This window comes from Arsukibacterium sp. (assembly GCF_018402695.1).
Taxonomy (GTDB): domain Bacteria; phylum Pseudomonadota; class Gammaproteobacteria; order Enterobacterales; family Alteromonadaceae; genus Alishewanella.
Genome location: NZ_JAGYIM010000016.1, coordinates 142,836 through 169,109, shown reverse-complemented (window position 1 = coordinate 169,109; position 26,274 = coordinate 142,836). Strand labels below are relative to the sequence as shown.

The following is a 26,274-nucleotide window of genomic DNA, read 5'->3' as shown; positions in this document are numbered from 1 at the left end:
AAGCACCCTTCAGCAATTAAGCCGGTGTACTGCAAGTGTCTTCAATATTTTTATAACTTCAGTTTATTCTTGTACCCAAATGTAAATCAAGTATTTTTATTATTAATAACTACTGGGACCAACCGCATAAGGCGATGCGCTAACATCGAATACTGGCAAATGCTAACCCGGGTATATTTTGTTACACATTGTTAAATTTAGTGATTTACCTTTCTGCTTGTTTCGGATATAAACACAGCCGCATTTCCAACCCACCTTAGTGTTTTTATAAAATAGGATGTTTTATGTTGTTTAAAAAAGTTGCGATAGTTACGGCGTTATTTACTTGTGCAGCAGCTCAGGCCGACACGGCACCCAGTTACCGCTATGTGCAAGGTTCGGTTGAGCATATTTCGCAATCAGGTGAGGATAGCTTTTCAGACACCGGCTTCGGTGCCAAAGGTGCCTGGCAGTTTAACAATAACTGGTTTGTCGCCGCAGAATGGCAGCGCTATACCGACAGTGAGTCGTATACTGAGATCTTTAATAATGAGGTGTTAAATGTTTCAGCCAGTTTAACCTTTGACCGCTACTATGTCGGTGGTGGCTATGTTAAGCCGATTAACGATACAACAAACCTGAGCTTTGCCGGTTATCTGGGGAGCTACCGGCTTGATGCCAAAGGTAACTTCCAGGCTTTTGTTGACAATCAGCTGGCGTATTCGGAGAGTTTCAGTACCGGTAGCTCAAGTGAATCAATAAAAATTGAAACTGTATTACGTTCAAATATTAACAGCCAGCTGGAATTATCTGGCCGTGCTTACTATGAATACCTTAACGCTGCTGTTGAAGACAAAAGCCAGTATGGCTTAGGCGTGGGTGCGCAGTATCATTTCACCCCGGCTTTTGCCCTGACATCAGAGCTAAGCCATGGCAAGCTGCTGGATGAAAATACTACCCAGTTCAGTGTCGGTGCCCGTTATCATTTTTAACGTTTAAGCATCTTAACTACCGGCTCAGCAAGCACGCTGTTGAGCCGGCGATATGAAACAGCCAGCCCGGCATGACAAAGTTTGTTATATTTTATTGTAAACAACAATCGGTTCCCCTAAAGCAGACCACATCTCAACCCACCAAGATTCCCAGTCAGCTTGTTCTTCGGCGCTTATTTTATCAATATCACTATCTACTTGATCAAGATCGATAAACAGTGAACAACCCCCAGTCACATATAGGCCATTGCTTGATATATGGGCAAATATCAGGAATTTATTTCCAATTGTGGGTGCCGGGCCACCACAAGAATTGCTTTCTATATTAGTCTTTACAAATAAGATACGAGGCACATCACGATTTCGCCATACCTTATGGACTTTCATTTCTGTCTGGTAAAAAGCAGAACTCCAATCACCTGAAACTTTATCCGTCTTTATAGCTGTGGCTGCGAATATTGCATCATACTTTTGGAGCTCTTCATCAAAACTTTTCGCATCACTGCGGCAAGAACAAGCAAACACTTGCATTGATATCGTTGCAAACAAAAGAAAGATGAAGTACTTCAAAAGGTGAGCTCCCAAAAAATAAAGCGCCGCAGGCACGCGTGGCTTTGTAGTGTAGGCGCAGCCGTAACGGAGAAGGCATCGACATGACTGGCATTGATATAAACCACCTTACCCATTTACTGCTGCCGATGTTGAGTTTACATCCTTTCTAAACACCAGTATCACCAGGTAAATCAGGCCAAAAGGCGGGAAAATCGACAATACCGTGCCAAGCAAACCCGCCAATATTGGCGCTGACGTTTTACGGCGACCGAGGTAATAGCTGAATAAGCCTACAATCAGCACAAACAATACAAACATGATTTCGCTAAACAGCGATGCATTAAGATTCAAATTAACACTCCTTGCGGTTTATCACGCAAAGCATACGGGCGACGAGCCGCGCAGCGGGCTGACGTCCCAACCACCAAAGGTAGCGAGTGCTGCACATTGTTATATCTTTACTCGGTGACACTAAAAATAACCTGAGTGCCATCGGGAAGGTCTTTGATTTGGAAATTCATTTGGCCTGACATGGCAAAGTGAACCCCAATGTCCGTTAATTCAAAATTATCAGGTTCGTACTTTCCACCTAAAACAGGTAGCTGCTTAAAACCATATAATTTACCTTGTTCAAGAAGGATACCTTGTTCTTTTAGCTGCACCACAACAGGAACTAAAAACCATTCATCGATTAGTTCCTTGTCCCGAAGCTTGCGCTGAAATTCTTCAAATGAATCCGCGACCTTCTCAAATTCTGCGCTACCGGTTATAAGCCAGAACACTTCACCAGATTCATTCTGTAAAAATACATCACCAACAGAAGTTATCAGAATTGGCAGCGCCGCACCAACAAGCCACTGCCAATCTTCGACCAATTTAGCGCGATTAAGATGCTCGAAGCTGACTGTAAGATCATTCCAAGTTAATGGCACCAAAGTCTCCAACAGGCATAACGTTTTGCTTTGCAGCTTGCCAAACGCAGTGTAGCCGCGAAGCGGCGTTTTGATGGCACTTATTAAGTTCATTACGGCTACATAACATTACAGTGTGATACCAAGAATGTGTTCTCAACATTTATTTCCAGCTCAACGATTATAATTGAAGGAATGTTCTTACCTTTGTACATGTAAGCTAATTTATTTTCTTCCTCATCAGACTTTTGGAAAGGCTCGCCAAGCCTATCTACCAGTTCAGATTCACTAATTCCTAAACTAATCTGATTGCATGGATCGATATCAGCATTGCACCCAAGCAAAAATAAAGACAAAAGAATTATTAGGGCGCGCAATTCCACTCCTTGAAAACATTATGCTGCCAGCAGCAGCCGAGTGAAACGAGATCCAGCAAATGAAGTGAGCGATGCTGACTGGCCTTATGCATTAGTTGTTCTTACCCACTAACTTAGTAGCTTGAACTAAATCTTCAAACTCCTTACCTGTCATAGACTTAAGCTCTTCAAAAGCTTTTGAAGTGTATTCTTTAGACCCATTTCCTTCGCCCGATATTTTTACCTTATCACCATCACGTTTGATAAAGAACATAAATGGCATTGCTGGGTTGCCTTTCATAGTAACAAATACAAGTGATTGGCCATCACTACATGAGGTTAATTGCCATTTTGTGGTCGCTAATTCGGTATAAACAGGGCCAATATTGCAGGCTAACGGCTCCACACTATACGTATGAAAAGAAGCTAGCAGTATTAAGACTAACGATAAGTGAATTTTCATAAAATGCCTAAAGCCCGCCACAAACGCGAGCAACTTGTTGCGAGTCGAGTACCCAAAGAGCACGTTTTTGATAGCGCTTGTTAGGCAATTTATTAAGTATTGCTTCGATCCTTGGCTGATCCGCAACGTTTCTTCTAAAGTACGCCGGATATACCAATTTAAAGGAATCTGATTTAAGTAAAAAAATCTGCCTTTTTCCTTCCCAAGCGTCTTTTGCTCCACCTAGCGAGTGGTGCCAAGCACTCCACAAACCAATTACTAATTTTTCTGGAACAACAGTAGATGAGTAAATAACCTCATCAATATCTATGTGAAGCCTTATTTGATTATCTAATCCAGGGCCAGTTCTGGCTTGACGGTCAAAGATCTCTTCATTTTCTTTATCAACAATATCTACTTTGCATACAGTACCTATCACCACATGATCAGCTAATTCAACCAGCTCGGGAAGGCTCATTTCAGGTATTGATGTCGCATAAATATTTCCGATAAAAAAGAATAAAAATGATGTAAAGACTCTCTTCATGCTCAATCGCCTAACGCCGCCCACAGCGGCGAGCGTAGCGAGACCGGCAGCCAAAGGCTGCAAACTGCTGGACATTGTTATGTGTTTGATATTTTGGCATTTACACGTTTCCCAATGTGCATACCTATAGCTGCACCAATAATCAACTCTGGTACCAGGCCGATGAAAAGCAAAATACCAAGGCCTAGATCCTCGCCAAGCTCGTCCCGCTTTTGACCGGTTGCATGCATTTCATATTGTGTCAGCAATTCCGTACCTAAGGCGACGGCTAACAAACAGCACACCAAGATTGATAGCAAATACACTAAAAAAACTTTTAATCTGACATCCATTTTATTCCTGTTCACACATAACGCCTTGCGCCTGTGCGCGAAAGTGTGAGCGTCAGAGCGGCCGCAGGCCCCGGATACCGCACTTTATTAGGAGCATTCATCAAAAAAAAGCCTCGACCTGCCTGATCAAAGAATCTACAGGCATATCAAATCCCGTTATGCGTGGCCCACTAAGATTTACACCGATTAATCGCTCTTTGTCTTTTAAGATAGGAACGAGAATTTCTTTGAATGACTCCCAACTTATCTCTCTTGGTGAAAACCCAGCCAATAATTCAGGATTCAACTTTATTGTTCTTTGAACTCTTGGTTTTGATGACCAAAGAGGAAAAGAGACCTTATTATCTCTGATGTCAAATTCAAGCGCAGTTGCTTCGCCATTTTCCGCAAACCATAATGATTTATTTGCCGCTACTTCTTCATAGAATTTATTAGCTTGAGCACCAGCGATACTCATACAGCCTCCTCACGAACGCCTAAACGGCGAGTAACTTGTTGCGAGTCCATGCCACGCAGTGGCCGATTGTGACTGTGGTTGTTGGGCCAGTGCACTGATTGTTCTAAAATTAAGAAAACCATACTTTATACATCTCGGTAAGAAATTGTTTATCCAGTGAAACGCCAGATGCCGATCCAATAACGGAATCAATGCCGCAATAGGGGCATAGGGCTGTTTGTCCTACCTCATTTTCATCTTCATCTACCCACTCCACAATCTCGGAAGTTGGGTAGACTTTAAGGCAGTAAAAGCAACCACATAACTCACTGTCGACAATCTGCTTCCGGTGATTGGCAGAGTATTGATGAGCTGCATGATATTCCGTTCGTTTGAACATCCTTATTCCTTCAAGGGCTAATGCAGCGGAAACGGGCGAGCGTAGTTTGCGAGTCCGTGCCAGCGCTGTTTGCTGGCACATGCGTTAAACGGCTTGTTATATGCCATTAGTCACCTGAAGAACTAACCCCACTGCTATCTTGTGGACCACCACCAAAACTTTTTGTAGGCGATGTTGGCGCATCTTGACTGCGGTTTAACAGCCATAACCCAATTGCAGCAAAAAATGGAACTAACCAGACAATAAATATTTGAGCACCTTTCTGGACGCTCTCCAAATCATCCCGTCGCGCCAGAAATACAGACACAACAATATTTAGTAAAATTGCAGTTCCTACGATTACGTACCAAATCTCAAACTCCATTTATATCACCCATGGCATATAACGCCCAAAGCAGCTGCGCGTAAGCGTCGGCTGGCTTTGCTTGTTATGTTTTTGAACGTTGCACATTTGCTTTGCTTTCTAGAATCTTTAACAGATCTTCGTACTTTGGTCCTGGTCCAAACTGAGGCAGCGCAACAGCCAGCATTACAGCTGCATATGCCAAATAAACTATTACTTCGGCAATAACTAAACCACTAAACATCAGAGTAATTCCCATTAGGATGGAAAGAATTAGAAAAACCCTAAACATTGCTGCTGTTTTAATTTTTTTCTTTGCCGCAGCTATAGCGGCCAATTCATTTTCACTGAATTCCATTTAAAAATCCTTTCTAAACATAACAGCTTAATAATTTGTAACGTCCACGCTTTCATGACGTGTAAATTACATTCTATCTTTTGTAAATGAATTGAAGTTACCCAATAACTATTGGTATATCAACTTATTTATGGTGTGGTTTCTGGTACATCTGCTGCTGAATTAAAAAGGGCTGCGAATGCAGCCCTTTGGTTGTTACTGGTAACTCGCTAACTCTTGTTATTCCGCCTCTGCTGGCTCGGCGTTTTTAACAAACTCATCCAGCCATTGCTGGGTTTCCCATAGCATATGCAGCACCGACTCGCGGGCGCGGTAGCCGTGCGATTCCAGTGGCAGCATTACTAAGCGGGTGGTGCCACCATGGCCTTTAACGGCCTGGTATAAACGCTCGCTTTGCATCGGGAACGTACCGGAGTTGTTATCGTCGGTACCGTGGATCATCAGCAATGGCGTTTTCAGCTTATCGGCATGGAAAAATGGCGACATCGCCAGATACAGGTCCGGGTCGTCCCATAAGGTGCGCTGTTCACTCTGAAAACCAAACGGCGTCAGGCTGCGGTTATAAGCGCCGCTTCTGGCAATACCGGCTTTAAATAAGTTGGTATGCGCCAGTAAGTTGGCGGTCATAAAGGCGCCGTAAGAGTGGCCACCAATGGCAACTCGCTCAGGGTCGGTAACGCCACGGCTTACTCCGGCTGCTATTGCTGCTTCGGCATTTAATACCAGCTGCTCGATAAAGTTATCGTTTGGCTCTACTTCACCTTCACCAACAATCGGCATAGTGGCGTTGTCCAGCACCGCATACCCCTGGGTCGCCAGGAACTGCGGCGTCCAGTAACTTACCCGGTTAAAGCGATACGGTGAGTCGGCAACCTGGCCTGCTGCGGCGGCATTGCGAAACTCGCGCGGATACGCCCAAATCACCGTGGGCAGGGGGCCGTCCCGTTTGGCGTCATAGCCCGCCGGTAATATCAGGTTGGCCGACATCGGCACACCGTCGCCGCGCTGGTAGTTTATCAGCTCGCGGCTGATACCCAGGGTATGTGGCATCGGGTGCGGGGTATCGGTTAGGGCTGTCAGCTCGCCGTTTTGTAAATCACGCAGATAAAAGTCTGCCGGCTCGGTTGGTGCTTCACGCTGGGTTAGCAATTTGCCGCTGGGCAGCAAGGTAATCGGGTACTCGTAGTACGGCGCTTCTGAGCGCCATAACCGCTCGCTATCACCGCTGGCCAGTTCATATTTATCGATAAATGGCCGGTTGCCTTCTTCGGAAGCACCGACAGCCGTCAGGTAAATATGGCCTTGCTCTAAACGCAGTAAACGCTGGCCATTGTCGGCCGTTGTCATTAACGGCCGGCCCGGGTCGCCGTAGCGATCTTCGGTAGAGCGCTGCCATAGTAAGCGTGGCTCGGCACTGCCATCCGGGCTGACTAACCAGACTTTTTCCTGCCGCTCCTGCCACCAGCCTTCATATACCAGCGCGGTGCTGGCATTGGCGGCCAGTAAGTTACGAAAGCGGAATGCCATATCCAGCATTTTCACCGGCTCACCGTTAAACGGTGCAGCCAGTTGCCACAACTGATCCCGTACCTCGGCTTCGTTTTTCGGATCGCCACCATCAGCGGCCTGAGCCCAATGTAAGGTAGCCGGTGCATCGTTGCGCCAACTGACACTGCGCGGCCCGGTTACTACCGCATCAAAGGCAATAGGCAAATTATCGGCTACCGGCTGCTCTACCACCGTGTAGCTAACCTCTCCTTTCTGGTTCCATACCTCAGTGTTGTTGGCAAAGCGGAAAATAGGTACTGCATAGGAAAATGGCGGCACCAGTCGGTTAACCAGAATGTGCTGATTGTCCGGTGACAGGCTGAAGCTGCGGATCAATGCCGGCTTGCCAATGCTGGTCACCTTGTTTTTCAGAGTCATTTTAACCAGCTGGCTATGAAAATAATGGCTGAACAGCGCTTCATCATGCTTGTCTTTTAATAAGTCCTGATAGGTGCGAGCCGGGGCAGTGCGGCCACGGGCTTCGGTAACTACCGGCCCGGCAGGGACCTTGGTCGCTACCGGGGCGTTGCCTCGCTTGCCATCTACTGCCAGCAGATATATCGCATCACTGGTGGCAGCCCACTCCAGCCTGGCACCCTGCACGGCATTGGGTTGCAACTTACCCCAGCGTTTAGCAGTAGCATTTTTGGTATCAATCCGCCACAGGCTGCTGGCGTTGTCATCCAGCTGCACCAGGGCAATATAGCGGCTGTCGGGTGACCATTCAGCAGTAATCACCTTTAAGTTTGCCGGCAACCCTTTAATTTCACGGCTGTTACCACTGGCAATATCAATCAGGGTGACACCGGCAATATAGCGCGGCTGGCTCGGACCATTATTGGCCGGATTTAAGCGGACACCGGCCAAGCGGTGCTCGGGGGCGGCTAAATCGGCCAGGCTGGGTAAGGCCGGAAACTGCAGGCTTAACAGCTTCAGGCCGTCCGGGCTTAAGCTGGCACTGGGCGTAGGCGCCGCATCAACAATAGCGGTGATGTCTGCACCGGGCTGACGATAGCCGGTGTCTACCGCAGTGGCGCTAAGCTGGCTACTGAGTAACAGCAGTACCAGACAAAGTGGTATAACTAAAAATTTCTTCACTGTGTTATTCCTTTTAAATGACAAAACACGCAGGCGGGTTTATTCCGCCTGCGGTTAGTGGCTACCACGCCTTACCAGATTTTGACCCGGACCTCTTCTTCCCGGTACATCGCATCACCTGGCTTAACCTCAAATGCATCGTAAAACTCTGGCATATTCGACAGCACGCCCAGTACCCGGTACATGCCCGGTGAATGCGGCCCGGTGATCACTTGCTGGCGCAGTGCTTCGTCGCGGAACTTAATCCGCCATACCTGGGCCCAGCCCATAAAGAACCGCTGCTCCGGGGTAAAGCCGTCAATAGTCAGGTCTGGTTGGCCTCCAGTCGCTTTCTGATAAGCCCGGTAAGACACCGTTAAGCCGCCTAAATCAGCAATGTTTTCACCCAGGCCCAATGCTCCCTGTAACCGTAAGTCGTCAATCGGGTTAAAGTTACTGTATTGATCAATCATTCGTTGCGCCCGTTCCCGGAACTGGCTTTCATCTTCTGGTACCCACCAGTCGCGCAGGTTACCCTCGCCGTCAGAGCGGCGGCCCTGATCATCAAAGCCATGGGTAAATTCATGACCAATTACCCCACCAATAGCACCATAGTTAACGGCGTCATCTGCTTCGACATTAAAAAACGGGGGTTGCAGAATCGCTGCCGGAAACACAATCTCGTTCATGGTTGAACTGTAGTAGGCATTCACCGTTTGCGGTGTCATACCCCACTCATCGCGGTTAACCGGCTGGCCTAAACGGTTTACCATCCGCTGATACTCACAGTCTGCGCTACGGCGCAGGTTGCCGATTAAATCGTCGGCGGCAATCGTCACGCACTCGTAATCGCGCCAGACATCAGGATAGCCAATTTTGGTGTTAAATTTCGCCAGCTTAGCCTGAGCTTCCACCTTGGTAGCCGGGCTCATCCACTCCAGTTCATCAATAGCCTCTTTAAAGGCAACCCGCAGGTTTTCAATCATTTCATCCATCCGCGCTTTGGCTTCAGGCTGAAAATGCCGCTCTACATACTCTTTACCAACCATAAAGCCCAGGTTGCTCTCCACAGTGCTGACCGCCCGTTTTTCCCGGCTGCGCTGTTCCTGCAAACCACTTAAAATACGGCCATAAAAGTCAAAGCTGGCGTTAACAAAAGGCTCACTCAGGTTATTGGCATTGGCCCGCAACAAGTGAAACTTCAGGTATTGTTGCCACTGCGCCAGCGGCACGTCAGCCTGAATTTTGGCAAAGGCGGTAAAATAGCTGGGTTGACGCACCACTATATGTTCAATGTCGCCAAGCTGGGCCGCGGTTAAAAACCGTTGCCAGTCAAAGCCCGGTGCCAGTTCTGCCAGCTCTGCTTTGCTTAATTTATTGTAGGTGGCGTTGCGGTCACGGTTTTGAATACGGCTCCACTGGGCTTCAGCCAGTTTCGTCTCGATCGCCAGAATATTTTTGGCAGCCTGGCCGGCGTTATCCCAGCCCGCCAGCTGCCACAGGTTCTCGATAAAGCTGCCATATTGCGCCAACAGCACCTTACTGCGCTCATCGTCTTTTAAATAATAGTCGCGATCCGGCAAGCCTAAGCCGGCCTGACTGGCACCGGTAATGTACTGATCTGACTGGCGCTGATCCTGACCGACATACACCGCCAGCGGTGTACCGAAACGAAAGCGCTGGTTTTCACCCCAGTACTGGCCTAATTGCGCCTTGTTCCGCAGGTTTTCAATCCGGGCTATTTCACCACGCAGCGGGTTCAGCCCCAGCACGTTAATCAGCTCTGCATTCAGATAAGAGCGGTATAAGTCGGCCATTTTCTGACCATCTGAGCCGGTCGCATGCTCACCAGCCGCCAACTCCTGAATAATCGCCAGCACTTGCTTTTCGGCATTCTCGCGCAATTCATCAAAACTACCCCAACGTGCTTTATCGGCTGGGATATCGGTGCTGGCTAACCAATTGCCGTTTACATAACGGAAAAAGTCCTGCTGCGGTGCCACGCTGGTGTCCATATTGGCAGGATCAATACCTGATCCCAGCTGTTGCTGAGATGGCTGCTGAGCCATTTCGGCAGACGCGGCAGTGTTATTAACAACAGGTTGGCTGCTGCAGGCGGCCAGACCAAGCGACAAGGCGACGCCTAACGCCAGGGCAGATACTTTATTCATAGTGGTTCCTTGGATAATGACTATTATTGTTTTAACTATAACCCGAGTGTAAAAGCTCTGCCCTGGTTGTAAAGCATGGCAGGTTAACCCGCTGCCAGGCTGCGACAAAAGGTAAAGTCGCTGCGCGTAAGCGGTTTTACTTGAATTACGCCGGCTTTTTAAGCAGGATCAGCGCTGGCATTTAATCGCAGGAACTTTTCATGACAAACAGCACCATGTTAGACACCGCTTTAGGCTCTCTGGCTGGCATACCCTCATTTTTAGCTTATTTCGCGCTGGCAGTCGTTTTGTTGCTGGTATTTATCCGGTTATACACCTGGGTAACACCCCATGATGAATTTGCCCTGATCCGCGCCAATAACCCGGCAGCAGCCATCGCCTTTGCCGGTGCCTTAGTTGGTTTCGCTTGGCCCCTGGCCAGTGCCATTACCAACTCAATGTCGCTACTGGATTGTGCTATCTGGGGCGCCGTGGCGTTAATAGTTCAGGTGCTGACCTTTCTGATCAGCAGCACTGCCCTGAAACAGTTACCACACCGTATTACCCAGGGTGAATTGGCTGCCGGTATTTTTTCGGCCGGTTGTTCCATCACCGTTGGCATGTTAAATGCCGCCTGTATGACTTATTAAGGAGTATCGTATGAAGGTACGTCCCAGCAAGCGCAGCCAGAAAGCGGCGCTGATTTTTATGCTTCCGGCCACCGGTCTGGCTTTAAATGGTTGTGCGGAAAAACAGGTGGAAGCCCAGGTATTCAGCACCCCGGATGAATGTGCCGCATTTTATAATCCACCTGAACAGTGTCAGGCCGCATTTGCTGAAGCGGCGCAATTACACCCGAAAGTGGCGCCGCGCTATGCCAATAAGCAGGAATGTGAAGCCGATTTTGGGCCAGGCCAGTGTGAGACCGCGCCTGAGCAGCACCAACAGGGCAGTTTTTTTATGCCAATGATGATGGGCTTTATGGCCGGCCAGATGCTTAACCGTGGTGGATTAACACCGGGCGCCGGTCAGGCGGCCAACCAGCAAACGGTGGCGGCGACCGGGCGCAACCCCGTGCCAACCCAGCCGCTGTATAAATCGCGGGATGACCGCAATACCTTTCGGACCGCTACTAACACCGCCGTAGCCAGCCAACCGGGTAGTACCACTATCCGGCCCTCTGCCGTACAGCCGAAACCGGCAGCACTGGCGCGGCGGGGTGGCTTTGGCGCTCAGGCAGCGCAGCGTAGTGTTAATCGCAGTTACGGAGGCTGATTTTAATGAAACGGCATAACATTGCACCACGGCCAGGCTGGCAGGATTTTGCCAACAGTGTTGGTTTTACGTTTCATACTATCGACAATGAACCCTACTGGGATGAAAGCGCTTATTATCAGTTCAGCCTGCAACAAATAGAGCAGGATTTAGAAACTCCAACTGAAGAGTTGCACCAGATGGCCCTTGATCTGGTACCCGATATTCTGGCCGATGAGCAATTGCTGCAGCAACTGGCTATTCCAAAGCCGTTCTGGGATTACATTGCCGCCAGCTGGCGCAGCGGTGAGCCACATTTGTATGGCAGAATGGACTTCAGTTATAACGGTACCGGTCCGGCTAAATTACTGGAGCTGAACTACGACACGCCAACCTCGTTATTTGAAACCGGCTTTTTCCAGTGGGTCTGGCTGGAAGATCAACTAATGCGCGGCCAGCTGCCGCAAGGCGCCGATCAGTTTAACTCGCTGCAGGACAAACTGGAGCAAGCCTTTGCGCAGTTACCACTGGCGCAGCCTTTTTACTTTAGCAGTGTCACCGAAAGCATTGAAGATAAAGGTACCGTCGACTATCTGATGGACATAGCGCTGCAGGCCGGCCTCAATTGCCGCTATATTCAGCTGGAACAACTGGGCGATATTGAAGGCCAGCTGGTCGATATGGATGGCTTTCCAATTAACGGCTTATTTAAGCTGTACCCGTGGGAGTTTATGCTGCAGGAGGACTTTGCCAGTACCATTCTGACCAGTAAAACCCAGTGGCTGGAGCCCTGCTGGAAACTGCTATTGTCGAACAAGGGTATTTTGCCGTTATTATGGCAAAAGCATCAGGGCCATCCCAATTTGCTGCCAGCGTTTTTTGCCGATAAGCAGCCCGTCGAGGCTGGCTGGGTGAAAAAACCCCTGTTTTCACGGGAAGGCGCCAATATTGAACTGGTTACCGCCAATGGTCAGCGCTTAACCGAAGACGGCCCTTATACTGACAGCGGCTATATTCGCCAGGCGCTGGCGCCTTTGCCACAATTTGGCGACAACTACACCTTAATTGGCAGCTGGGTAGTTGGCGACAGTGCCGCCGGCATTTGTATCCGCGAAGACAACAGCCTGATCACCAAAGATAGTTCTCGGTTTTTGCCCCATATTATTCTTGATTAATACTTCTTGATTAAAAACGGAACCGTTCCACTGTCCTGCCTGAGACAAAAATTACTCTGACCCATTTTTCAACTTACAACAGAAAATGGCACAGAATAGCCAACAATGTGAATAAATATGCTTTAAAAGTAGATAAAAACCCAAATAGATCATAAAATGCCACCTTTGCTGGCGCTAAAGTTGGCATTTTGTCAGCTTGCTGCCATCTTTATAACTCACAATATTAATGTTTTAGCAAAAGGAAGTCTCTTACCCGTGCGCACTACTGAACTTGTCTCCGGTTTTCGCCAGTCTGCTCCGTATGTTAATGCTCACCGTGGCAAAACCTTCGTGGTAATGCTGGGCGGTGAGGCCATTACCCAACCGGGTTTTCGCAGTATTATTAATGATATTGCCCTGCTTAACAGCCTGGGGATTAAAATTGTGCTGGTGTATGGCGCCAGGCCACAAATTAATCAGGCGCTGGGGCAAGCAGGGCTTGAACCAACGTATCACAACCGGGTAAGAGTAACAGATGATGACTCATTCAAACTGATTAAGCAGGTAGCCGGGGCATTGCAACTGGATATTACCGCCCGCTTATCGATGAGCTTAAGCAACACGCCGATGCAGGGCGCACAGATTAACGTAGTAAGTGGTAACTTTGTTATTGCTCAGCCGCTGGGGGTCGATGAAGGTATTGATTATCACCACAGTGGTAAAGTGCGGCGGATCGATGTGTCAGGTATTAAACGACAGCTGGAGCATAATGGTATTGTGCTGATGGGGCCAATAGCCGCGTCCGTTACCGGTGAAAGTTTTAATTTAACCGCAGAGGATATTGCCACTCAGGTGGCGATAAAACTGAAAGCTGACAAAATGATTGGCTTTAGCGAAGTCGGCGGCATCACTGACGACGAGGGTGAGATTATCGCAGAACTGATGCCCAATGAAGCTGAAACCATGCTGCAGACACTGGCTGATAACAGTAGTGCCTGTCCCGGCACGCTGGCGTTCCTGCATGCGGCCATTACGGCGACCCGCGGCGGGGTGCCGCGTTGTCACCTGGTCAGTTATGATGAAGACGGCGCCCTGCTGCAGGAGCTGTTTTCACGTGATGGTATCGGCACCCAGATAGTTACAGAGTCTGCTGAGAAGCTGCGCCGTGCAACCATCAGAGATATAGGTGGCATTCTGGATTTAATCCGGCCGCTGGAGCAACAGGGTTTGCTGGTGCGCCGCTCGCGTGAACAGCTGGAAATGGAAATTGACTACTTTACCTTAATTGAGCGTGATGGCCTGGTCATTGGCTGCGCAGCCTTATATCCCTTTGCGGATGAAAATGTCGGTGAGTTTGCCTGCTTGGCCGTGCACCCGGATTACCGCGATGCTGACCGTGGCTACCTGCTGTTAAAGCATATTATTCAGCAGGCCCGCCAGCGCCGTTACCAGAAAGTATTTGCACTGACCACCCGCAGTATTCACTGGTTTCTGGAGCAGGGCTTTGAGCTGGTTACCGTTGATGATTTACCCAGCCAGAAAAAACAGCTGTATAACTATCAACGTCGCTCAAAGATCCTGGCCATTACCCTATAAACCGGCTAGACGATGAACCGGTCAATCAGCCGGTTCAAATCTCCCGATAACTGACGCAACCTTACACTAAAATCAGCCAGATTAGTTGCCGAACCCGTGCTGTCATCCACCAGCTGCGCCACGTTGTGCACGCTGTGACCTAGCTGCTGTACCACAGCGGCCTGCTCATCGGTTGCCGTCGCAACCTGCCGGTTCAGCTGGTCCAGTTCGCGAATACCATCAACAATATGCTGCAGTTCAGCAGTGGCTTCCAGCATAGCCTGAGCACTCAGACTGGCTTGCTGTTTACCTTGCTCAGCGGCACTGACCGCCTGTTGTGATTCAGTTTGCAACTGGTTGATCATCTGCTGAATTTCATCGGTAGCGCTGGCGGCGCGCTGTGCCAGTTGCCGTACTTCATCAGCGACGACTGCAAAGCCGCGGCCATGCTCACCGGCCCGGGCTGCTTCAATGGCCGCATTTAACGCCAGCAAGTTGGTTTGTTCAGAAATCGAACGAATTACATTGAGAATACCGCCGATTTTATCGCTGTTTTGCGCCAGGGTACTAACCACGGCAGCGATATGATCGACTTCCCGCGTCAGTTGCTGCAGGCTCTGGCTGGTATCGCTGATTACCGTCAGGCCGCGACTGGCGTTGTCATTGGTATGTTCTGCAGTGTCGGCCGCTTTAGCCGCATTGCCCGCGACCGCACTGATCGTGGCTGTCAGCTCCTCTATTGCCGTCGCGATGCCATTTAGTCTGTCGCGCTGCTCCTGTGCCAGATCACGGTTCTGGCTGGCACTGTCATTCACCTGAGTAGCAGACTGTTGTAATTGTTCACTTTGCTGATGCAGCTGAGTGATCAGACCATGAATTTTAGCGACAAAGTTATTAAAACCACTGCCTATCTGCCTTACTTCCAATGCACCGTCGGCTGGCAAGCGCTGGCGTAAATCTCCTTCACCCTCACCAATGTTTTGCAATGTCTCCGCCACAGAGTGCAGCCGGCGGGTCAGTGAGCTGGCCAGCAACCACGCCAGCAAGCCGGCAATTAACGTGGCTGCCAGGCCAGTCAACATCAGCGTATTGCGCAGCTGTCGCACTGGTGCCAGTACTTCAGCCAAAGGCACCTGCGCCACCACTGACCATGCTGTTCCCTCTACCGGCACGCTAACCAGCAGTAAATCATCAGTAACTTGGGTACCCAACTCAGTCGCGGCGAACAGCTGCTGGGTAACACTGTTACCGTATAACTGGGCCATGGTTTGTGTGTTAATCAGGCTGGTGTCGGGATGGATCACGATATTGCCGTCACTATCGGCCAGATAAACCAGGCCAGTATCAGCAATCCGTACCCCACTGAGATAATCAACCATCTGCTGCAGTGATACCGCTATACCTGACAATCCGCGGCCGTTAAGCTGCTGATAGTTAACAAACATTCTAACCTTACCGCCGGGCTCTGTGAACAAGCTGACACTGGTCGCTGCGCCAGAGTCGCGAAAGGCAAAAAACCAACCATCCTCCTGCTGATTCAGTACCCGTAAAAAACCATCCTGATTCCAGTAACGACCTGTTTGCCGGTCAGCCCAGGAGGCGGCATCCAGGCCAAGTTGAGTTTTAACATTGCGGATTTGCTGCAGTAACAACGCTTCTTCCTGTTCATTAAATCCCTGCTCTGCCCACTGCAAAACATAAGGATTTTCAGCCAGCTGACGAGTTGCCGCGGTCATTTGGCTTACCTGGCCCTCCAGGGTCTGACTAATCTGACGCACTACAGCAGGCATTTCGTGTTGCAGCATCCGCTCCAGCACCAGTTGTTTAGACTGTCGATAGGCCAGAACGCCACTTAATACAGAACTTAGTAGAATTAATAACACCAGCACCAGAACAAATTGCTGTTTTACCGGCATTTTATTAAAAGCGTTAAACATTTTTACCCCTTCAAGGTAATACAACTTACTAAAATCATACAGAATTTATATGACAATGCGAATTTTACCGCTAAGCGCCACAAACTTTAGTTTTTGCCAATAGCCAGGCTAACCTGTCGCGCCAGAGCCCGGGCGGTGGTCCATTTACCGCCGGACACGGTCAGCAACCGCCCCTGCCAGTTCAGCTGATACTCCCGGCTGGCTTTACTGGCATTCGCACTACCCGCCAGCAATGGCCGTACGCCGGCAAAGGTATGCAGTACCTGCTCATCAGCGGCAGCGGGCTGAAAATAGTGATTATACACGCTGAGTAAATAGTCGCGCTCGGCGGCAGAACATACGATAGCTTCATCCAGCTGCTGCCGTACCTCGGTTGTGCCAAGCAAGGTATCGCCCTGATAAGGCAGTACAAAAACAATCCGCGCTTCCCCAGGCACTTCCAGCATATGACCGTAACGGCTGATTGGCGGTAATAATAAATGGCTACCCCGCACCAGATCCAAAGGCTGCTGCGCCAGGCCTGACTGCGCCAACAACTGCTGGCTCCAGGGCCCGGCCACGTTAACCACCCGATCGAACTGCAGCCAGCCGCTATCCAGCAAAATCCGGCCATCGCTGCTCACTTTGCGTACCGGGCTATGCTCAACCAGCTGCACCCCGGCCTTGGTGCATTGCTCCGCCATCCATAGCCCCAGTTTTCGGTCGTCCATCTGGCCATCAAAGAATAAATAAGCACCTATCAGACCGTCCGCTGTTAAATGCCCGGAACAGCGTAACGTCTGAGCAGCAGTAAGCCAGCGATGGCGGCCAATCCCCTTGCGCCCGGCAAAAGCATCGTACAGCCACAGGCCAATTTTCAGCTGCCAACGTGGCCGGCGGGAATGGCGGTATATAGGATAAAGAATGGGCAGGCGGCGGGTCAGCTGCGGGGCTTTTTTCAGCCACCAGCGCCGCTCCTGTAGCGCCTCGCGTACCAGGCGGAACTCGCCTTGTTCCAGATAGCGTAAACCGCCATGCAGTAATTTAGACGAGGCACTGCTGGTCGCCGCCATCAGGGTGTCCCGTTCAAACAGCGTTACCTGATGGCCAGCCAGCGCTAATTGCCAGGCACTGGATAAGCCATTAATGCCTCCGCCCACTATCGCCAGCTTCATTAGCATTCCTTAAACTTATTTCGCTTCCAACTTGTCTGCTCAGGAAATTCCTGACTAAACTTAGCCGAGAACCGTTGTTGTTTGTGGTAACGGCTACTGCATATCACAGTAGTCCGCTGTCCCTACAGTGTTATGCAGAGTTTCAGGGTACAGATTAACTGATGACGGAGCATACACAATGAAAACATGGTTTAAATATACTGGATTATTTTTACTGCTTACGCTGCTGGCTGGCTGCAGTGACCCACCACAACTGGAAGCAGTCAAACAACAACTGAAGCAAGATATCCCTGACGGCTGGCAAGTAACTAAATTTAAAGTAGAAGCCAGTGAAGACACCGGTACTAAAGTGGAGCCGTTATGGCAGTACCGGATTGCTGCCACTATAGCACCGAAAGAAAACCTGCATCACAAAGTTGGCAGTTTGCTGCAGACCGACATTCTGGAAATTGCTCAGGAGAAGAAGCAGCCGTTTCAATTACATGGTATTGCTTATTCCACGCTGGACGCCGGCCAATGGCAAAGCAGGCTTGATCTGCAAAGCGTGCCGCCATTTCGCCCCGGCAAACCATTATCGGCGTTTAATAAGCAACATGTGGTTCAGGGAAGTTCAGATTATAAAAAACTGTTAAAAAGAGCCAAAACCGCATTAACCGAGCAACAACAGAAAATAGCCGTTGAGGAACAGCAGCTGGCATCCGGCATAGCCCGCTACACCGAGCTCAATCGGGAACTACAGGAAAAAACCCGCCTGTCCGCTGACCACCTGGCTAACCTGCAACAACAGTTTTCGCAACAACGTGCTGAATTACAACAGCAGGTAAGCAGCCAGAGCCGTGAATTAAGTAGTCAGCTGCAGGCTGAGCGCCAACAGCAGACAGCGGTATTTAAACAAGATTACGATAAAAAAGTGGCCGAGATTGACAGCCAGCACCGATTGGCCCGGGCGAGCTTTTCTGCCGAGCGGACCCGGGCCCGGGAAGCCCGTAGCACCGAACGTAATAAAGTACGGGACGAGTTTGCTGCAGACACCACTAACGCCCGGAAAAATATGGCCAGAGCAGACTATACGGTTTATAAAGCAGAATCTGATGAAAAGCGTCGGCAGGCCTATCAGCGAATTGACGAGCAATATCAGGCGCAACTGGCAGAAATTAAGAAACAGGAAGATGAACATAATGCCAGCCGACGTAGCAATCTGGACAGTCTGACAGCGGCATACCGGCAACAGGTAGCTGAACTGACCGAACAGCAAAACAACCAGACAAGCAGCGTGCGGGCAGAACTGAACCAGCAACAGCAGGATACCCGCTCAAAACTGGACATTGAATTGCAACAGGCCCGAGACAGCCATCAGGCACTGCTTCAGGATAATAACCGGCAGTTAACTGAGCTGAGAGTACAGCTGGATAAACTGCAACGTCAACTCAATGAAGCTAAAAATCAGTATGGCCAGCATAGTCAGCTACTGGCCCGGCTGGAGGCCGTGCCAGACAGTTAAGCCAGTAATACCAAATCGTTGCGGTGCACCACTTCTTCACTGGGACAGTAACCCAGCACCGCAACGATGTCTTTACTGTGCAAGCCCTTTATTAGGCCAAGTTCTTTTGAGCTGTACTGACTGACGCCCTTGGCCAGGAGCTGCTGCTGTGGCCCGGTGATCAGTAATGCATCACCTTTTTCAAAGCTGCCACTGTAGCTGACAATACCACTGGCAAGCAGTGAAGCCCCGTTTTGTTGCAATGCAACACAGGCACCGGCATCAACTTCTATTACGCCCTGTTGTTTTAAGGTATTCAGTAACCAGTGCTTCTTAGCACTAAGCCGGTCTTGCTGCCGGACAAAACGGGTGCCGACCGCCCAGCCAGTCAGTAACTTCTCGAAACTGCCGGGGTCCTGACCATTGATAATCAAGGTATCAATACCCGCTTTGGTGGCTTTGTCTGCAGCCTGAACTTTGGTCAGCATACCGCCGGTGCCAATAGCATGATGGCTACCGCCGGCCATTGCGTATATGGCGCTGGTTACCCGGGCCACTTCAGCAATATGCTGTGCACCAGCGTCCAACCGGGGGTTAGCAGTGTATAAGCCGTCAATATCAGAACAAATTAACAGCACATCGGCATCGACCACTATTGCCACCAATGCCGCTAAGTTGTCGTTGTCACCGACTTTCAACTCGGCCGTCGCCACCGAGTCATTTTCATTAACGATGGGTAAAACCTGATTAGTCAGCAAAGTACGCAGAGTATTATCAATATTGAGGTAACGGCGGCGGTTTTGCAGGTCATCATGCGTCAGCAGGATCTGGGCGCAGTCAAAGTCGAATAGCTGGCTCCAGCATGCCATCATCCGGCTCTGGCCCACGGCCGCCATGGCTTGTTTGATATTAATGGGTAGTGGTTGCTGCTTAGCTGCGATGGCATTGCGCCCTGCCGCCACACTGCCTGATGACACCAGCACCACCTCCTTGCCTGCCAGCCGGCATTCGGCAATAAAATGGGCAATGGTCAATAAATAACGGGTTGAGCAACCGTGGGCAGAAGGCGCAATTAAGGCGCTACCCACTTTAATAACGATACGACGCCAGGACGCAAAGGCCATAACATACTCCGCTTGATAATCGCAGCAGCTTACGATTCAGGCGTCTACATGTCTATAATTTTTTAATTGCGGACCACGGCAACATCACACTCGCCGGCAGTCAGGTGAGTAAAGTTGCCGTAAGCGGCAATAACAAGCTCCTGCCCGGTATGCCGCCGCACACGCCAACTGACCTGGCCGCTGCCAAAAGCCGGATGATCAATGACAAAGTTGCCTGTCTGCTGCCGGATATTGTAATTAAAGGTGTCCTGGCGCTGGCCTTGCTGAATATGCTGGGTCATCTTATGCTCGGCAAATACCCAGGTTTTACTCAGGGTTTCGTCCCGGTATACCGTGCCATCCAGTACTTTTGACGTGCCAAGTTCACACCAGCTACCAGTCAGCAATGCCATAGGTTCATGCGCTTCCCGCTCTCCGAACAACATATCAATTTGCGCCTCGTCACCGGTAATGCAGGGTGAGCCCTGAAATACGACGCTGCCATCTGTTGCCGTGCATTTAAATACGCTGGCATTAACTTCCGTACTTAACCCCAAAACTAACAATAAACAAAAACAACGAATTATAGTTATCATTACAATATGTCCTGATTATCCCTAAACAGTTGGCAGCCATTCTTGCTACCTAAAACCTGCTTACCTTACCCAAAAATACAGGGAAAGGGAATTCTATTTACATTAAGTCTACATGACAGCTTTTACAAAAACCGTAAAGAAAAAGTACACACTTAAGTAATTAATTAAGTTCAGCAGCAATTCAGAGAACAGTGCTATGCTCAGCTGATAATTCTAAGGAGAACGTTATGAAGTTGATGTCTTTTGCAGTTACTACCCTCGCCGCCAGTCTGATATTAGCCGGCTGCGCTAATCAGACCAATGCCACTAAAGGCGCCGCTATTGGTGCGGTAGCTGGCGCTATTGCGGGTAAAGCGACCGGCAACCATAAAGACAAGCGTTTAGTGATCGGCGCTGCAGTTGGTGCGCTGGCAGGGGCGGCAGTTGGCAGCTATATGGATAATCAGGAAAAAGCCATGCGGGAAGAGCTTAGTGGCTCTGGGGTAAAAGTTATCCGCGATGGTGATATATTAAAACTGGATATTCCGGCCCAACTTACATTTGATATTAACCGTTCTGACATTAAATCTAATTTGTATCCGGTATTTAATGATATTGCCAAAGTATTACGTGACTATGAAAAAACCATGTTAGTTATTGCCGGCCACACCGATGATACCGGCCCATACCAGTACAATATGAACTTATCAATGGCGCGGGCGGATGCTGTTAAAAATTATTTAATGGCACAGAATGTTCAGTCAATCCGATTGGAGACTCAGGGCTATGGTCCGAATTATCCGGCTGTACCGAACACGTCAGATGCTAACCGGGCCCAAAACCGCCGGGTAGAAATTCATATAGAACCAATAGTTGAATAACACTACATCAATGCCACTTAAAAAAGAGCCGAAAGGCTCTTTTTTTTACGTCAAAAAAACATTACACCAGATACTTCACTGATTTTGCATTATTTTTACAAAATGGCCGTTGTTAGCTATGCTGTTGCTGTTTGTCTGTTATATGACAACAAAATCTTACTCAAAGTGCGCTAAGCCTGAAGCAGGCCGGGCTTTAAAGCTGTACCCGAAGTTATCGCTGATTCAGGTTTTAAAACAACTACAACAAGGAACAGCTTTATGCGAATGTCATATTCAACCTTAAGTTTTGCCATCACTACAGCGTTACTAATCAATGCCCCACAGCTACAGGCACAACAGGCAGAGGGCGCCAATGTTGAGCGGATAGAAGTTACCGGCAGCCGGATCAAACAAACCGAACTGGAGGGAAAGAGTCCGGTTCAGATTTTGGATCGGGATTTTATTGACCGCTCAGGCCTCTCCTCTATTGGTGACATTATTCAGAACATCACAGCATCTGGCTCGGCACTGAATACCAAGTTCAACTCCAGCGGTAATTTCGGTTTCCCGCCTGATGGCGGCGGTGTTGGCGCTGGCGCAACCACAGTCGACTTACGGCATCTTGGTGCCAAACGCGTACTGGTGCTCGTCGATGGTATTCGCTGGGTAAATGAAAGCTCAGCCTCAGGTGTTGGCGGTGTCGTCGACTTAAACACGATTCCCCTGGCCATTGTTGACCGGATTGAAGTACTGGAAGATGGTGCGTCTTCCATCTATGGTTCAGACGCCATCGCCGGCGTAGTGAATATTATTACCCGCAAGACTGACGATAAAGCCCGTTTTAGCAGCCGGGTAGGCCAATTCACCAAGGGTGATGGCCATAACATGGATTTTGAACTGAGCTTTGGCGGCAGTAATGATAAACACAGTTATTTTGTCGCTGCCAGTTACAACGAGCAGGAAGAAGTCAATGCCAGTGATCGTGACCGCTCCAACGTTCCCGTGCCAGGCACCGGGGTAGCGCTTGGAAGTGCTGCCATACCAGGTGGCCGCTTTATTTTTACTGACCCTAACACTGGCGCAGCGCTAGATTTAGTGCCTAATGCCGGCGTCACCAGCCCAACCTACGATCCTACGCTGGGCGACAGTTGTGACCGCACTGATGATTTTCACTGCTTTACTAACGATGACCGTTTCAATTTTGCCACCTATAACTTACTGCAAACCCCTAATAAGCGAATGTCGCTTTATACTCAGCAAACTTATCAGTTAGCTGATGATACCAGCTGGTATCTGCGGGCTTTATATAACCAACGTAACAGCGTCAATCAGGCTGCACCAGAACCTTTCTTTATTGGTACTGCAGCACCAACCAACTTTTGGGCTGACAACATTACCATCGCCGCAGACAACCCCTACAACCCCTTTGGTTTTGACCTGATAAGCACCGGACCAGGTGCCAATATGGCTCTGGCAGGCCGCCGGCCACTGGAAGGGGGTGCGCGACGCTTTGAACAGAAGGTGGATACATTCTACGTAGCAACCGGTATGGAAGGCCAGTTTATGGCCAGTGGTCAGCCTATTTTCTGGGATATTAATGCCGCTTACAGCACCAACCGTGCCCGTCAGGATAACTTCGGTAGCTACAACGCCCGCCGACTGTCAACGGCCCTGGGCCCGCTGGCAGCATGTCAGGCTGATCCAAACTGTGTGCCACTGGATATTTTTGGTGAAGGCAGTATCAGCAGCGATATGCTCAGCTATATTCAGCCGATTGTCCGTGACAGTAGTGAAAACAAGCTCAGCCTTTATTCGGTTAATTTAACCGGCGACATTACAGAATTGCCAGCCGGCCCGTTAAGCTTTGCCGGTGGCTGGGAATTCCGTAAATATACTGGTGAGTATAATCCAGATGGGTTAACTGTTTCAGGGGAATATAACGGTGTCGTGTCGCTACCAACAGCGGGCTCACTGGATGTCAACGAGCTGTACCTGGAGCTAAGCGTACCGTTGCTGCGGGATGCGGCACTGGCTGAGCAATTGGATTTGAGCCTGGCCAGCCGTTACTCGGACTACTCTACTTTTGGTGGCGAATCTACCAGCAAAATCGGCGTCCGCTGGCTGATATCCGATGAAATGCTGTTGCGCGGCAGTTGGTCTGAAGGCTTCCGGGCGCCAAATATCGGAGAACTCTTTGGTTCTGCCAGCGGTTTCGATGCGGTGATTTCTGATCCCTGTTCGGCACCGGTAAACAGCGCAATTAGTGCTAATTGTGCCACGCTGGGCGTTCCGGCAGATTACGAGCAACCAAATCCGCAAATTGGTGTTATCACCGGTGGTAACCGTGATCTGGCGCCGGAAACGTCCACCAGCTACAACCTCGGTGCCGTTTACAGTCCGCAGTTTGCAGTACAACAAAGCTGGTCAGAAAGAATGGATATCAGTGTTTCCTGGTACCAGCACGAGCTAAAAGGCGCCATTCAGGCAGTGGATGCGCAAACCCAGCTCAATCTCTGTGTGCAGACGCTGGATGATAACTTCTGCAACGGTATCAGTCGTAATAGTTTTGGGGCCATCAATAGCTTTAACAATGTGCTGACTAACATCGGCCAGATTGACACCTCTGGTTTCGACTTTGACGTTAACTGGTTGCTGCCTGCGGCCGATTATGGCCAACTGAGCGTTAACTGGCGCACCACCTTTGTGGACGATTACACGGTGCTTGATGCCAATGGTCAGCCCCAACCGAAAACGGTCGGCATTGAAGTGAATGACAGCGGTATTCCGGAATGGAGCAGCAACCTGGCAGCTAACCTGAGCTATGAAGCATGGCGGGTAAGCTGGACCATGCGATATACCAGTGATTTGGTAGAAAGTTGTGGTGATGCAGCCAGTTTCGCCATCTGTAGGGATAATCCCCAAAACGGCTTTAACAAGCTGGGTAGTACCACCTTCCATGATGTGCAACTGAGCTGGACCACCGACAAGATCTTGTCTGGCTTACAATTAAGCCTGGGGGTCAATAACGTATTTGCCAAAGAACCACCGGTTTGTCTGTCCTGCTCATTGAATGGCTATGACCCTTCAACCTATGATATGCCAGGCAGCCGTTTTTGGTATCTGCGCGCTTCATTTACCCTGTAAATCATGCTGGCGGAGTTCGCTTCGCCAGCAGACCCTATGATTGCGGTGCAGGTTTGCTAACATACTGTTTAAATACAAAAACCCGCTAAACAGCGGGTTTTGATATGTCAGGGGCTTACATGAACTAATTAGCTGCTTTGGCGTATTGCCGCTCCAGGGTTACCACTTGGGCCTGCAACCCTCTTAATGTTGCTTTTTCAGTGCTGATCCGCTCTGCATAACGTTGTTCAGTACGTTCTATCTTCTGAGCAATGGCCGTAACTTCTTCCGCCCGCGGGAAACTACGTCTGAGTTTATATTGTTCTGCCTTCAGCTCTTCTAACAACTGTTCTTTTTCTTGCTCCAGTTTTGCAATTTGAAATTCAACAAAACGACTTTTGCGTTTTACTGCATCGACCTGTTGCCGAAACTCACCGGGCGTACCTGACAAAGCAGTACCGACTGGCCGCATATCTACTGCTTCAGCATCCGTGGCACATGGAAACTGGCTGAATTCAACACCGCCATTCGTTTCGCATTTATACACCGTCGCTTGCGCTGAAAACGCCCCAAAAAACAATAACGACAAGTATCTCATATTACTTCACCCTTTTTATGAGCAATAAATGTACAAAAGGCTTGCCAAATTAGCAAGCCTTGTTTGTTATTTATTTTTTGCTTTCAGCTGGCATTCAGCCGCTTAGTCTACTCCAAAGCTTAATTTAGTTAGTTTGCAACGCTTTTTTCATAAAGTTTGGCAGCGCGCTGGCCGCTTTATGCACGTCAACGTTGTAATATTCCGTATCGAAAGGAGCCTGCAGGGCATCAGCTTCCCGGAAACCATTAAAGGCTGCGCCTTTGCGGGCTAAAGTGCACGTCCACCAGCCTGACGGGTAAACCATTTGCGGAAAATTAAGCGTTTGCAGTGCGGCAAAGCCAGCATCGCTCATTGCCTGGCGCATCGCCGACAGCAGCGGCATATGAATTAACGGCGACTCACTCTGCTGCACCAGAATACCGCCCGGGCGCAATGCTTGTAAGCAGCTGGCATAAAACGCCCGGTTAAACAGGCCTTCACCCGGACCAATAGGGTCGGTGGAATCAACAATAATGACATCGACAGAGTCAGCCGGCGCTTCGCGCATAAACTTTATGCCATCAGCAAATTGCAGCGTGGCCCGGGGGTCGTTGTTCGACGCGCATAGTTCCGGAAAGTACTTTTCTGCCATCCGGGTAACCTGCTCATCAATATCAATCTGGGTGACTGTTTCAACGCCGGGGTGTTTCAACACCTCCCGCAGGGTGCCGCAGTCGCCGCCACCAATAATCACCACGTTCTTTGGGTTAGGATGGGTAAATAACACCGGATGGCTCAACATTTCATGATACAAAAAGTTATCGCGGCTACTGAGCATTATTACATCGTCAATCACCATCAAATTACCGAAATGGCTGGTTTCGTACATCGCTATTTTCTGGAATGGCGACTGCACTTCATCCAGTTTTCTGGTAATGGCCAGACCAAAGACGCTGCCACTGTCGGCAAACACTTCGGTTAGCCACTTTTTGTCATCAAATACTGACATCTTTATCCCCCTTAAACGTATAGGTCGCATATTTTGCCTGTATGGGCGGC

Annotated in this window: 27 protein-coding genes; 8 read left to right on the top strand and 19 right to left on the bottom strand. The window is 49.4% G+C overall.

Annotation, left to right across the window (positions count from 1 at the left end; translation table 11 throughout):
- Nucleotides 1–284: 284 nt before the first annotated feature.
- Nucleotides 285–971: an outer membrane beta-barrel protein gene (locus KG631_RS08365; protein ID WP_213997917.1), complete on the top strand. Its 687-nt coding sequence runs from the start codon at nt 285–287 to the stop codon at nt 969–971.
- Between the two features lie 84 nt (nt 972–1,055).
- Here KG631_RS08365 and KG631_RS08360 read toward each other — a convergent pair whose 3' ends face one another.
- From KG631_RS08360 to KG631_RS08300, 13 genes are all read right to left on the bottom strand, one after another.
- Entirely contained in the window at nt 1,056–1,541 is a 486-nt protein-coding gene (locus KG631_RS08360) for a hypothetical protein (protein WP_213997910.1), read from the bottom strand.
- Nucleotides 1,542–1,649: 108 nt separating this feature from the next.
- Nucleotides 1,650–1,874: a hypothetical protein gene (locus KG631_RS08355; protein WP_213997904.1), complete on the bottom strand. Its 225-nt coding sequence runs from the start codon at nt 1,872–1,874 to the stop codon at nt 1,650–1,652.
- A 107-nt stretch (nt 1,875–1,981) separates the two neighbouring features.
- Nucleotides 1,982–2,548: a T6SS immunity protein Tdi1 domain-containing protein gene (locus tag KG631_RS08350; RefSeq protein WP_213997903.1), complete on the bottom strand. Its 567-nt coding sequence runs from the start codon at nt 2,546–2,548 to the stop codon at nt 1,982–1,984.
- 5 nt (nt 2,549–2,553) lie between these two features.
- Entirely contained in the window at nt 2,554–2,811 is a 258-nt protein-coding gene (locus KG631_RS08345; protein ID WP_213997896.1) for a hypothetical protein, read from the bottom strand.
- A 91-nt stretch (nt 2,812–2,902) separates the two neighbouring features.
- Nucleotides 2,903–3,253 (bottom strand): hypothetical protein, encoded by a 351-nt coding sequence (locus KG631_RS08340; protein WP_213997890.1) that lies wholly within the window; start codon nt 3,251–3,253, stop codon nt 2,903–2,905.
- A 7-nt stretch (nt 3,254–3,260) separates the two neighbouring features.
- On the bottom strand, nt 3,261–3,779 hold the full coding sequence (locus KG631_RS08335; RefSeq protein WP_213997884.1) for a hypothetical protein: 519 nt from the start codon (nt 3,777–3,779) through the stop codon (nt 3,261–3,263).
- 77 nt (nt 3,780–3,856) lie between these two features.
- Nucleotides 3,857–4,111, bottom strand: coding sequence for a hypothetical protein (locus tag KG631_RS08330; protein ID WP_213997877.1), 255 nt, complete (start codon nt 4,109–4,111; stop codon nt 3,857–3,859).
- A 100-nt stretch (nt 4,112–4,211) separates the two neighbouring features.
- Nucleotides 4,212–4,568: a DUF2750 domain-containing protein gene (locus KG631_RS08325; protein WP_213997871.1), complete on the bottom strand. Its 357-nt coding sequence runs from the start codon at nt 4,566–4,568 to the stop codon at nt 4,212–4,214.
- Nucleotides 4,569–4,677: 109 nt separating this feature from the next.
- A complete protein-coding gene (locus KG631_RS08320) occupies nt 4,678–4,947 on the bottom strand; it encodes a cytoplasmic protein (protein ID WP_213997863.1) in 270 nt (89 codons plus the stop codon).
- A 106-nt stretch (nt 4,948–5,053) separates the two neighbouring features.
- Nucleotides 5,054–5,311 carry a hypothetical protein gene (locus KG631_RS08315; protein ID WP_213997857.1) on the bottom strand — a complete coding sequence of 86 codons (258 nt, stop codon included), beginning with the start codon at nt 5,309–5,311 and terminating at the stop codon, nt 5,054–5,056.
- A gap of 64 nt (nt 5,312–5,375) precedes the next feature.
- Nucleotides 5,376–5,648, bottom strand: a complete 273-nt coding sequence (locus tag KG631_RS08310; protein WP_213997851.1) for a hypothetical protein — start codon at nt 5,646–5,648, stop codon at nt 5,376–5,378.
- A gap of 219 nt (nt 5,649–5,867) precedes the next feature.
- Entirely contained in the window at nt 5,868–8,294 is a 2,427-nt protein-coding gene (locus KG631_RS08305; protein WP_213997844.1) for a prolyl oligopeptidase family serine peptidase, read from the bottom strand.
- Nucleotides 8,295–8,365: 71 nt separating this feature from the next.
- Nucleotides 8,366–10,444 (bottom strand): M13 family metallopeptidase, encoded by a 2,079-nt coding sequence (locus tag KG631_RS08300; RefSeq protein WP_213997838.1) that lies wholly within the window; start codon nt 10,442–10,444, stop codon nt 8,366–8,368.
- Nucleotides 10,445–10,644: 200 nt separating this feature from the next.
- Between KG631_RS08300 and KG631_RS08295 the strand changes: the two genes are divergently transcribed.
- The 4 genes from KG631_RS08295 to argA all read left to right on the top strand — a co-directional run bounded on the left by KG631_RS08295 (nt 10,645) and on the right by argA (nt 14,427).
- Nucleotides 10,645–11,073 (top strand): DUF350 domain-containing protein, encoded by a 429-nt coding sequence (locus KG631_RS08295; protein ID WP_301003690.1) that lies wholly within the window; start codon nt 10,645–10,647, stop codon nt 11,071–11,073.
- Nucleotides 11,074–11,083: 10 nt separating this feature from the next.
- On the top strand, nt 11,084–11,698 hold the full coding sequence (locus KG631_RS08290) for a DUF1190 domain-containing protein (RefSeq protein ID WP_213997832.1): 615 nt from the start codon (nt 11,084–11,086) through the stop codon (nt 11,696–11,698).
- Nucleotides 11,699–11,703: 5 nt separating this feature from the next.
- Nucleotides 11,704–12,852: a glutathionylspermidine synthase family protein gene (locus KG631_RS08285; RefSeq protein ID WP_213997825.1), complete on the top strand. Its 1,149-nt coding sequence runs from the start codon at nt 11,704–11,706 to the stop codon at nt 12,850–12,852.
- A gap of 255 nt (nt 12,853–13,107) precedes the next feature.
- Nucleotides 13,108–14,427: an amino-acid N-acetyltransferase gene (argA, locus tag KG631_RS08280; protein WP_213997819.1), complete on the top strand. Its 1,320-nt coding sequence runs from the start codon at nt 13,108–13,110 to the stop codon at nt 14,425–14,427.
- Between the two features lie 5 nt (nt 14,428–14,432).
- Here argA and KG631_RS08275 read toward each other — a convergent pair whose 3' ends face one another.
- The gene (locus tag KG631_RS08275) at nt 14,433–16,343 is read right to left on the bottom strand and encodes a methyl-accepting chemotaxis protein (RefSeq protein WP_213997812.1); all 1,911 of its coding nucleotides are present in this window, start codon (nt 16,341–16,343) and stop codon (nt 14,433–14,435) included.
- Nucleotides 16,344–16,429: 86 nt separating this feature from the next.
- The gene (locus KG631_RS08270) at nt 16,430–17,497 is read right to left on the bottom strand and encodes a glycerol-3-phosphate dehydrogenase/oxidase (protein WP_213997805.1); all 1,068 of its coding nucleotides are present in this window, start codon (nt 17,495–17,497) and stop codon (nt 16,430–16,432) included.
- 178 nt (nt 17,498–17,675) lie between these two features.
- Between KG631_RS08270 and KG631_RS08265 the strand changes: the two genes are divergently transcribed.
- Nucleotides 17,676–18,998: a hypothetical protein gene (locus KG631_RS08265; RefSeq protein ID WP_213997798.1), complete on the top strand. Its 1,323-nt coding sequence runs from the start codon at nt 17,676–17,678 to the stop codon at nt 18,996–18,998.
- On the opposite strand, the gene proB is transcribed toward KG631_RS08265, so the two are convergent.
- Complete coding sequence (gene proB / locus KG631_RS08260) at nt 18,995–20,101, bottom strand: glutamate 5-kinase (RefSeq protein WP_213997791.1); 1,107 nt, start codon at nt 20,099–20,101, stop codon at nt 18,995–18,997. The genes KG631_RS08265 and proB overlap by 4 nt on opposite strands.
- A 62-nt stretch (nt 20,102–20,163) precedes the next feature.
- Nucleotides 20,164–20,676: a DUF4124 domain-containing protein gene (locus tag KG631_RS08255; protein ID WP_213997784.1), complete on the bottom strand. Its 513-nt coding sequence runs from the start codon at nt 20,674–20,676 to the stop codon at nt 20,164–20,166.
- 227 nt (nt 20,677–20,903) lie between these two features.
- Between KG631_RS08255 and KG631_RS08250 the strand changes: the two genes are divergently transcribed.
- Entirely contained in the window at nt 20,904–21,536 is a 633-nt protein-coding gene (locus KG631_RS08250; protein ID WP_213997777.1) for an OmpA family protein, read from the top strand.
- Between the two features lie 258 nt (nt 21,537–21,794).
- A complete protein-coding gene (locus KG631_RS08245) occupies nt 21,795–24,659 on the top strand; it encodes a TonB-dependent receptor (protein ID WP_213997770.1) in 2,865 nt (954 codons plus the stop codon).
- A gap of 124 nt (nt 24,660–24,783) precedes the next feature.
- Here KG631_RS08245 and KG631_RS08240 read toward each other — a convergent pair whose 3' ends face one another.
- Both KG631_RS08240 and speE read right to left on the bottom strand, forming a co-directional pair.
- A complete protein-coding gene (locus KG631_RS08240) occupies nt 24,784–25,236 on the bottom strand; it encodes a DUF4124 domain-containing protein (protein ID WP_213997754.1) in 453 nt (150 codons plus the stop codon).
- A gap of 124 nt (nt 25,237–25,360) precedes the next feature.
- Complete coding sequence (speE, locus tag KG631_RS08235; RefSeq protein ID WP_213997748.1) at nt 25,361–26,224, bottom strand: polyamine aminopropyltransferase; 864 nt, start codon at nt 26,222–26,224, stop codon at nt 25,361–25,363.
- Nucleotides 26,225–26,274: the final 50 nt, after the last annotated feature.

Coding starts and splice junctions, on each gene's coding strand:
- KG631_RS08365 (WP_213997917.1), top strand. CDS start 285: ATGTTGTTTAAAAAAGTTGCGATAGTTACGGCGTTATTTACTTGTGCA.
- KG631_RS08350 (WP_213997903.1), bottom strand. CDS start 2,548: ATGAACTTAATAAGTGCCATCAAAACGCCGCTTCGCGGCTACACTGCG.
- KG631_RS08340 (WP_213997890.1), bottom strand. CDS start 3,253: ATGAAAATTCACTTATCGTTAGTCTTAATACTGCTAGCTTCTTTTCAT.
- KG631_RS08335 (WP_213997884.1), bottom strand. CDS start 3,779: ATGAAGAGAGTCTTTACATCATTTTTATTCTTTTTTATCGGAAATATT.
- KG631_RS08330 (WP_213997877.1), bottom strand. CDS start 4,111: ATGGATGTCAGATTAAAAGTTTTTTTAGTGTATTTGCTATCAATCTTG.
- KG631_RS08325 (WP_213997871.1), bottom strand. CDS start 4,568: ATGAGTATCGCTGGTGCTCAAGCTAATAAATTCTATGAAGAAGTAGCG.
- KG631_RS08320 (WP_213997863.1), bottom strand. CDS start 4,947: ATGTTCAAACGAACGGAATATCATGCAGCTCATCAATACTCTGCCAAT.
- KG631_RS08315 (WP_213997857.1), bottom strand. CDS start 5,311: ATGGAGTTTGAGATTTGGTACGTAATCGTAGGAACTGCAATTTTACTA.
- KG631_RS08310 (WP_213997851.1), bottom strand. CDS start 5,648: ATGGAATTCAGTGAAAATGAATTGGCCGCTATAGCTGCGGCAAAGAAA.
- KG631_RS08300 (WP_213997838.1), bottom strand. CDS start 10,444: ATGAATAAAGTATCTGCCCTGGCGTTAGGCGTCGCCTTGTCGCTTGGT.
- KG631_RS08295 (WP_301003690.1), top strand. CDS start 10,645: ATGACAAACAGCACCATGTTAGACACCGCTTTAGGCTCTCTGGCTGGC.
- KG631_RS08290 (WP_213997832.1), top strand. CDS start 11,084: ATGAAGGTACGTCCCAGCAAGCGCAGCCAGAAAGCGGCGCTGATTTTT.
- KG631_RS08285 (WP_213997825.1), top strand. CDS start 11,704: ATGAAACGGCATAACATTGCACCACGGCCAGGCTGGCAGGATTTTGCC.
- KG631_RS08275 (WP_213997812.1), bottom strand. CDS start 16,343: ATGTTTAACGCTTTTAATAAAATGCCGGTAAAACAGCAATTTGTTCTG.
- KG631_RS08270 (WP_213997805.1), bottom strand. CDS start 17,497: ATGAAGCTGGCGATAGTGGGCGGAGGCATTAATGGCTTATCCAGTGCC.
- KG631_RS08265 (WP_213997798.1), top strand. CDS start 17,676: ATGAAAACATGGTTTAAATATACTGGATTATTTTTACTGCTTACGCTG.
- proB (WP_213997791.1), bottom strand. CDS start 20,101: ATGGCCTTTGCGTCCTGGCGTCGTATCGTTATTAAAGTGGGTAGCGCC.
- KG631_RS08255 (WP_213997784.1), bottom strand. CDS start 20,676: ATGATAACTATAATTCGTTGTTTTTGTTTATTGTTAGTTTTGGGGTTA.
- KG631_RS08250 (WP_213997777.1), top strand. CDS start 20,904: ATGAAGTTGATGTCTTTTGCAGTTACTACCCTCGCCGCCAGTCTGATA.
- KG631_RS08245 (WP_213997770.1), top strand. CDS start 21,795: ATGCGAATGTCATATTCAACCTTAAGTTTTGCCATCACTACAGCGTTA.
- KG631_RS08240 (WP_213997754.1), bottom strand. CDS start 25,236: ATGAGATACTTGTCGTTATTGTTTTTTGGGGCGTTTTCAGCGCAAGCG.
- speE (WP_213997748.1), bottom strand. CDS start 26,224: ATGTCAGTATTTGATGACAAAAAGTGGCTAACCGAAGTGTTTGCCGAC.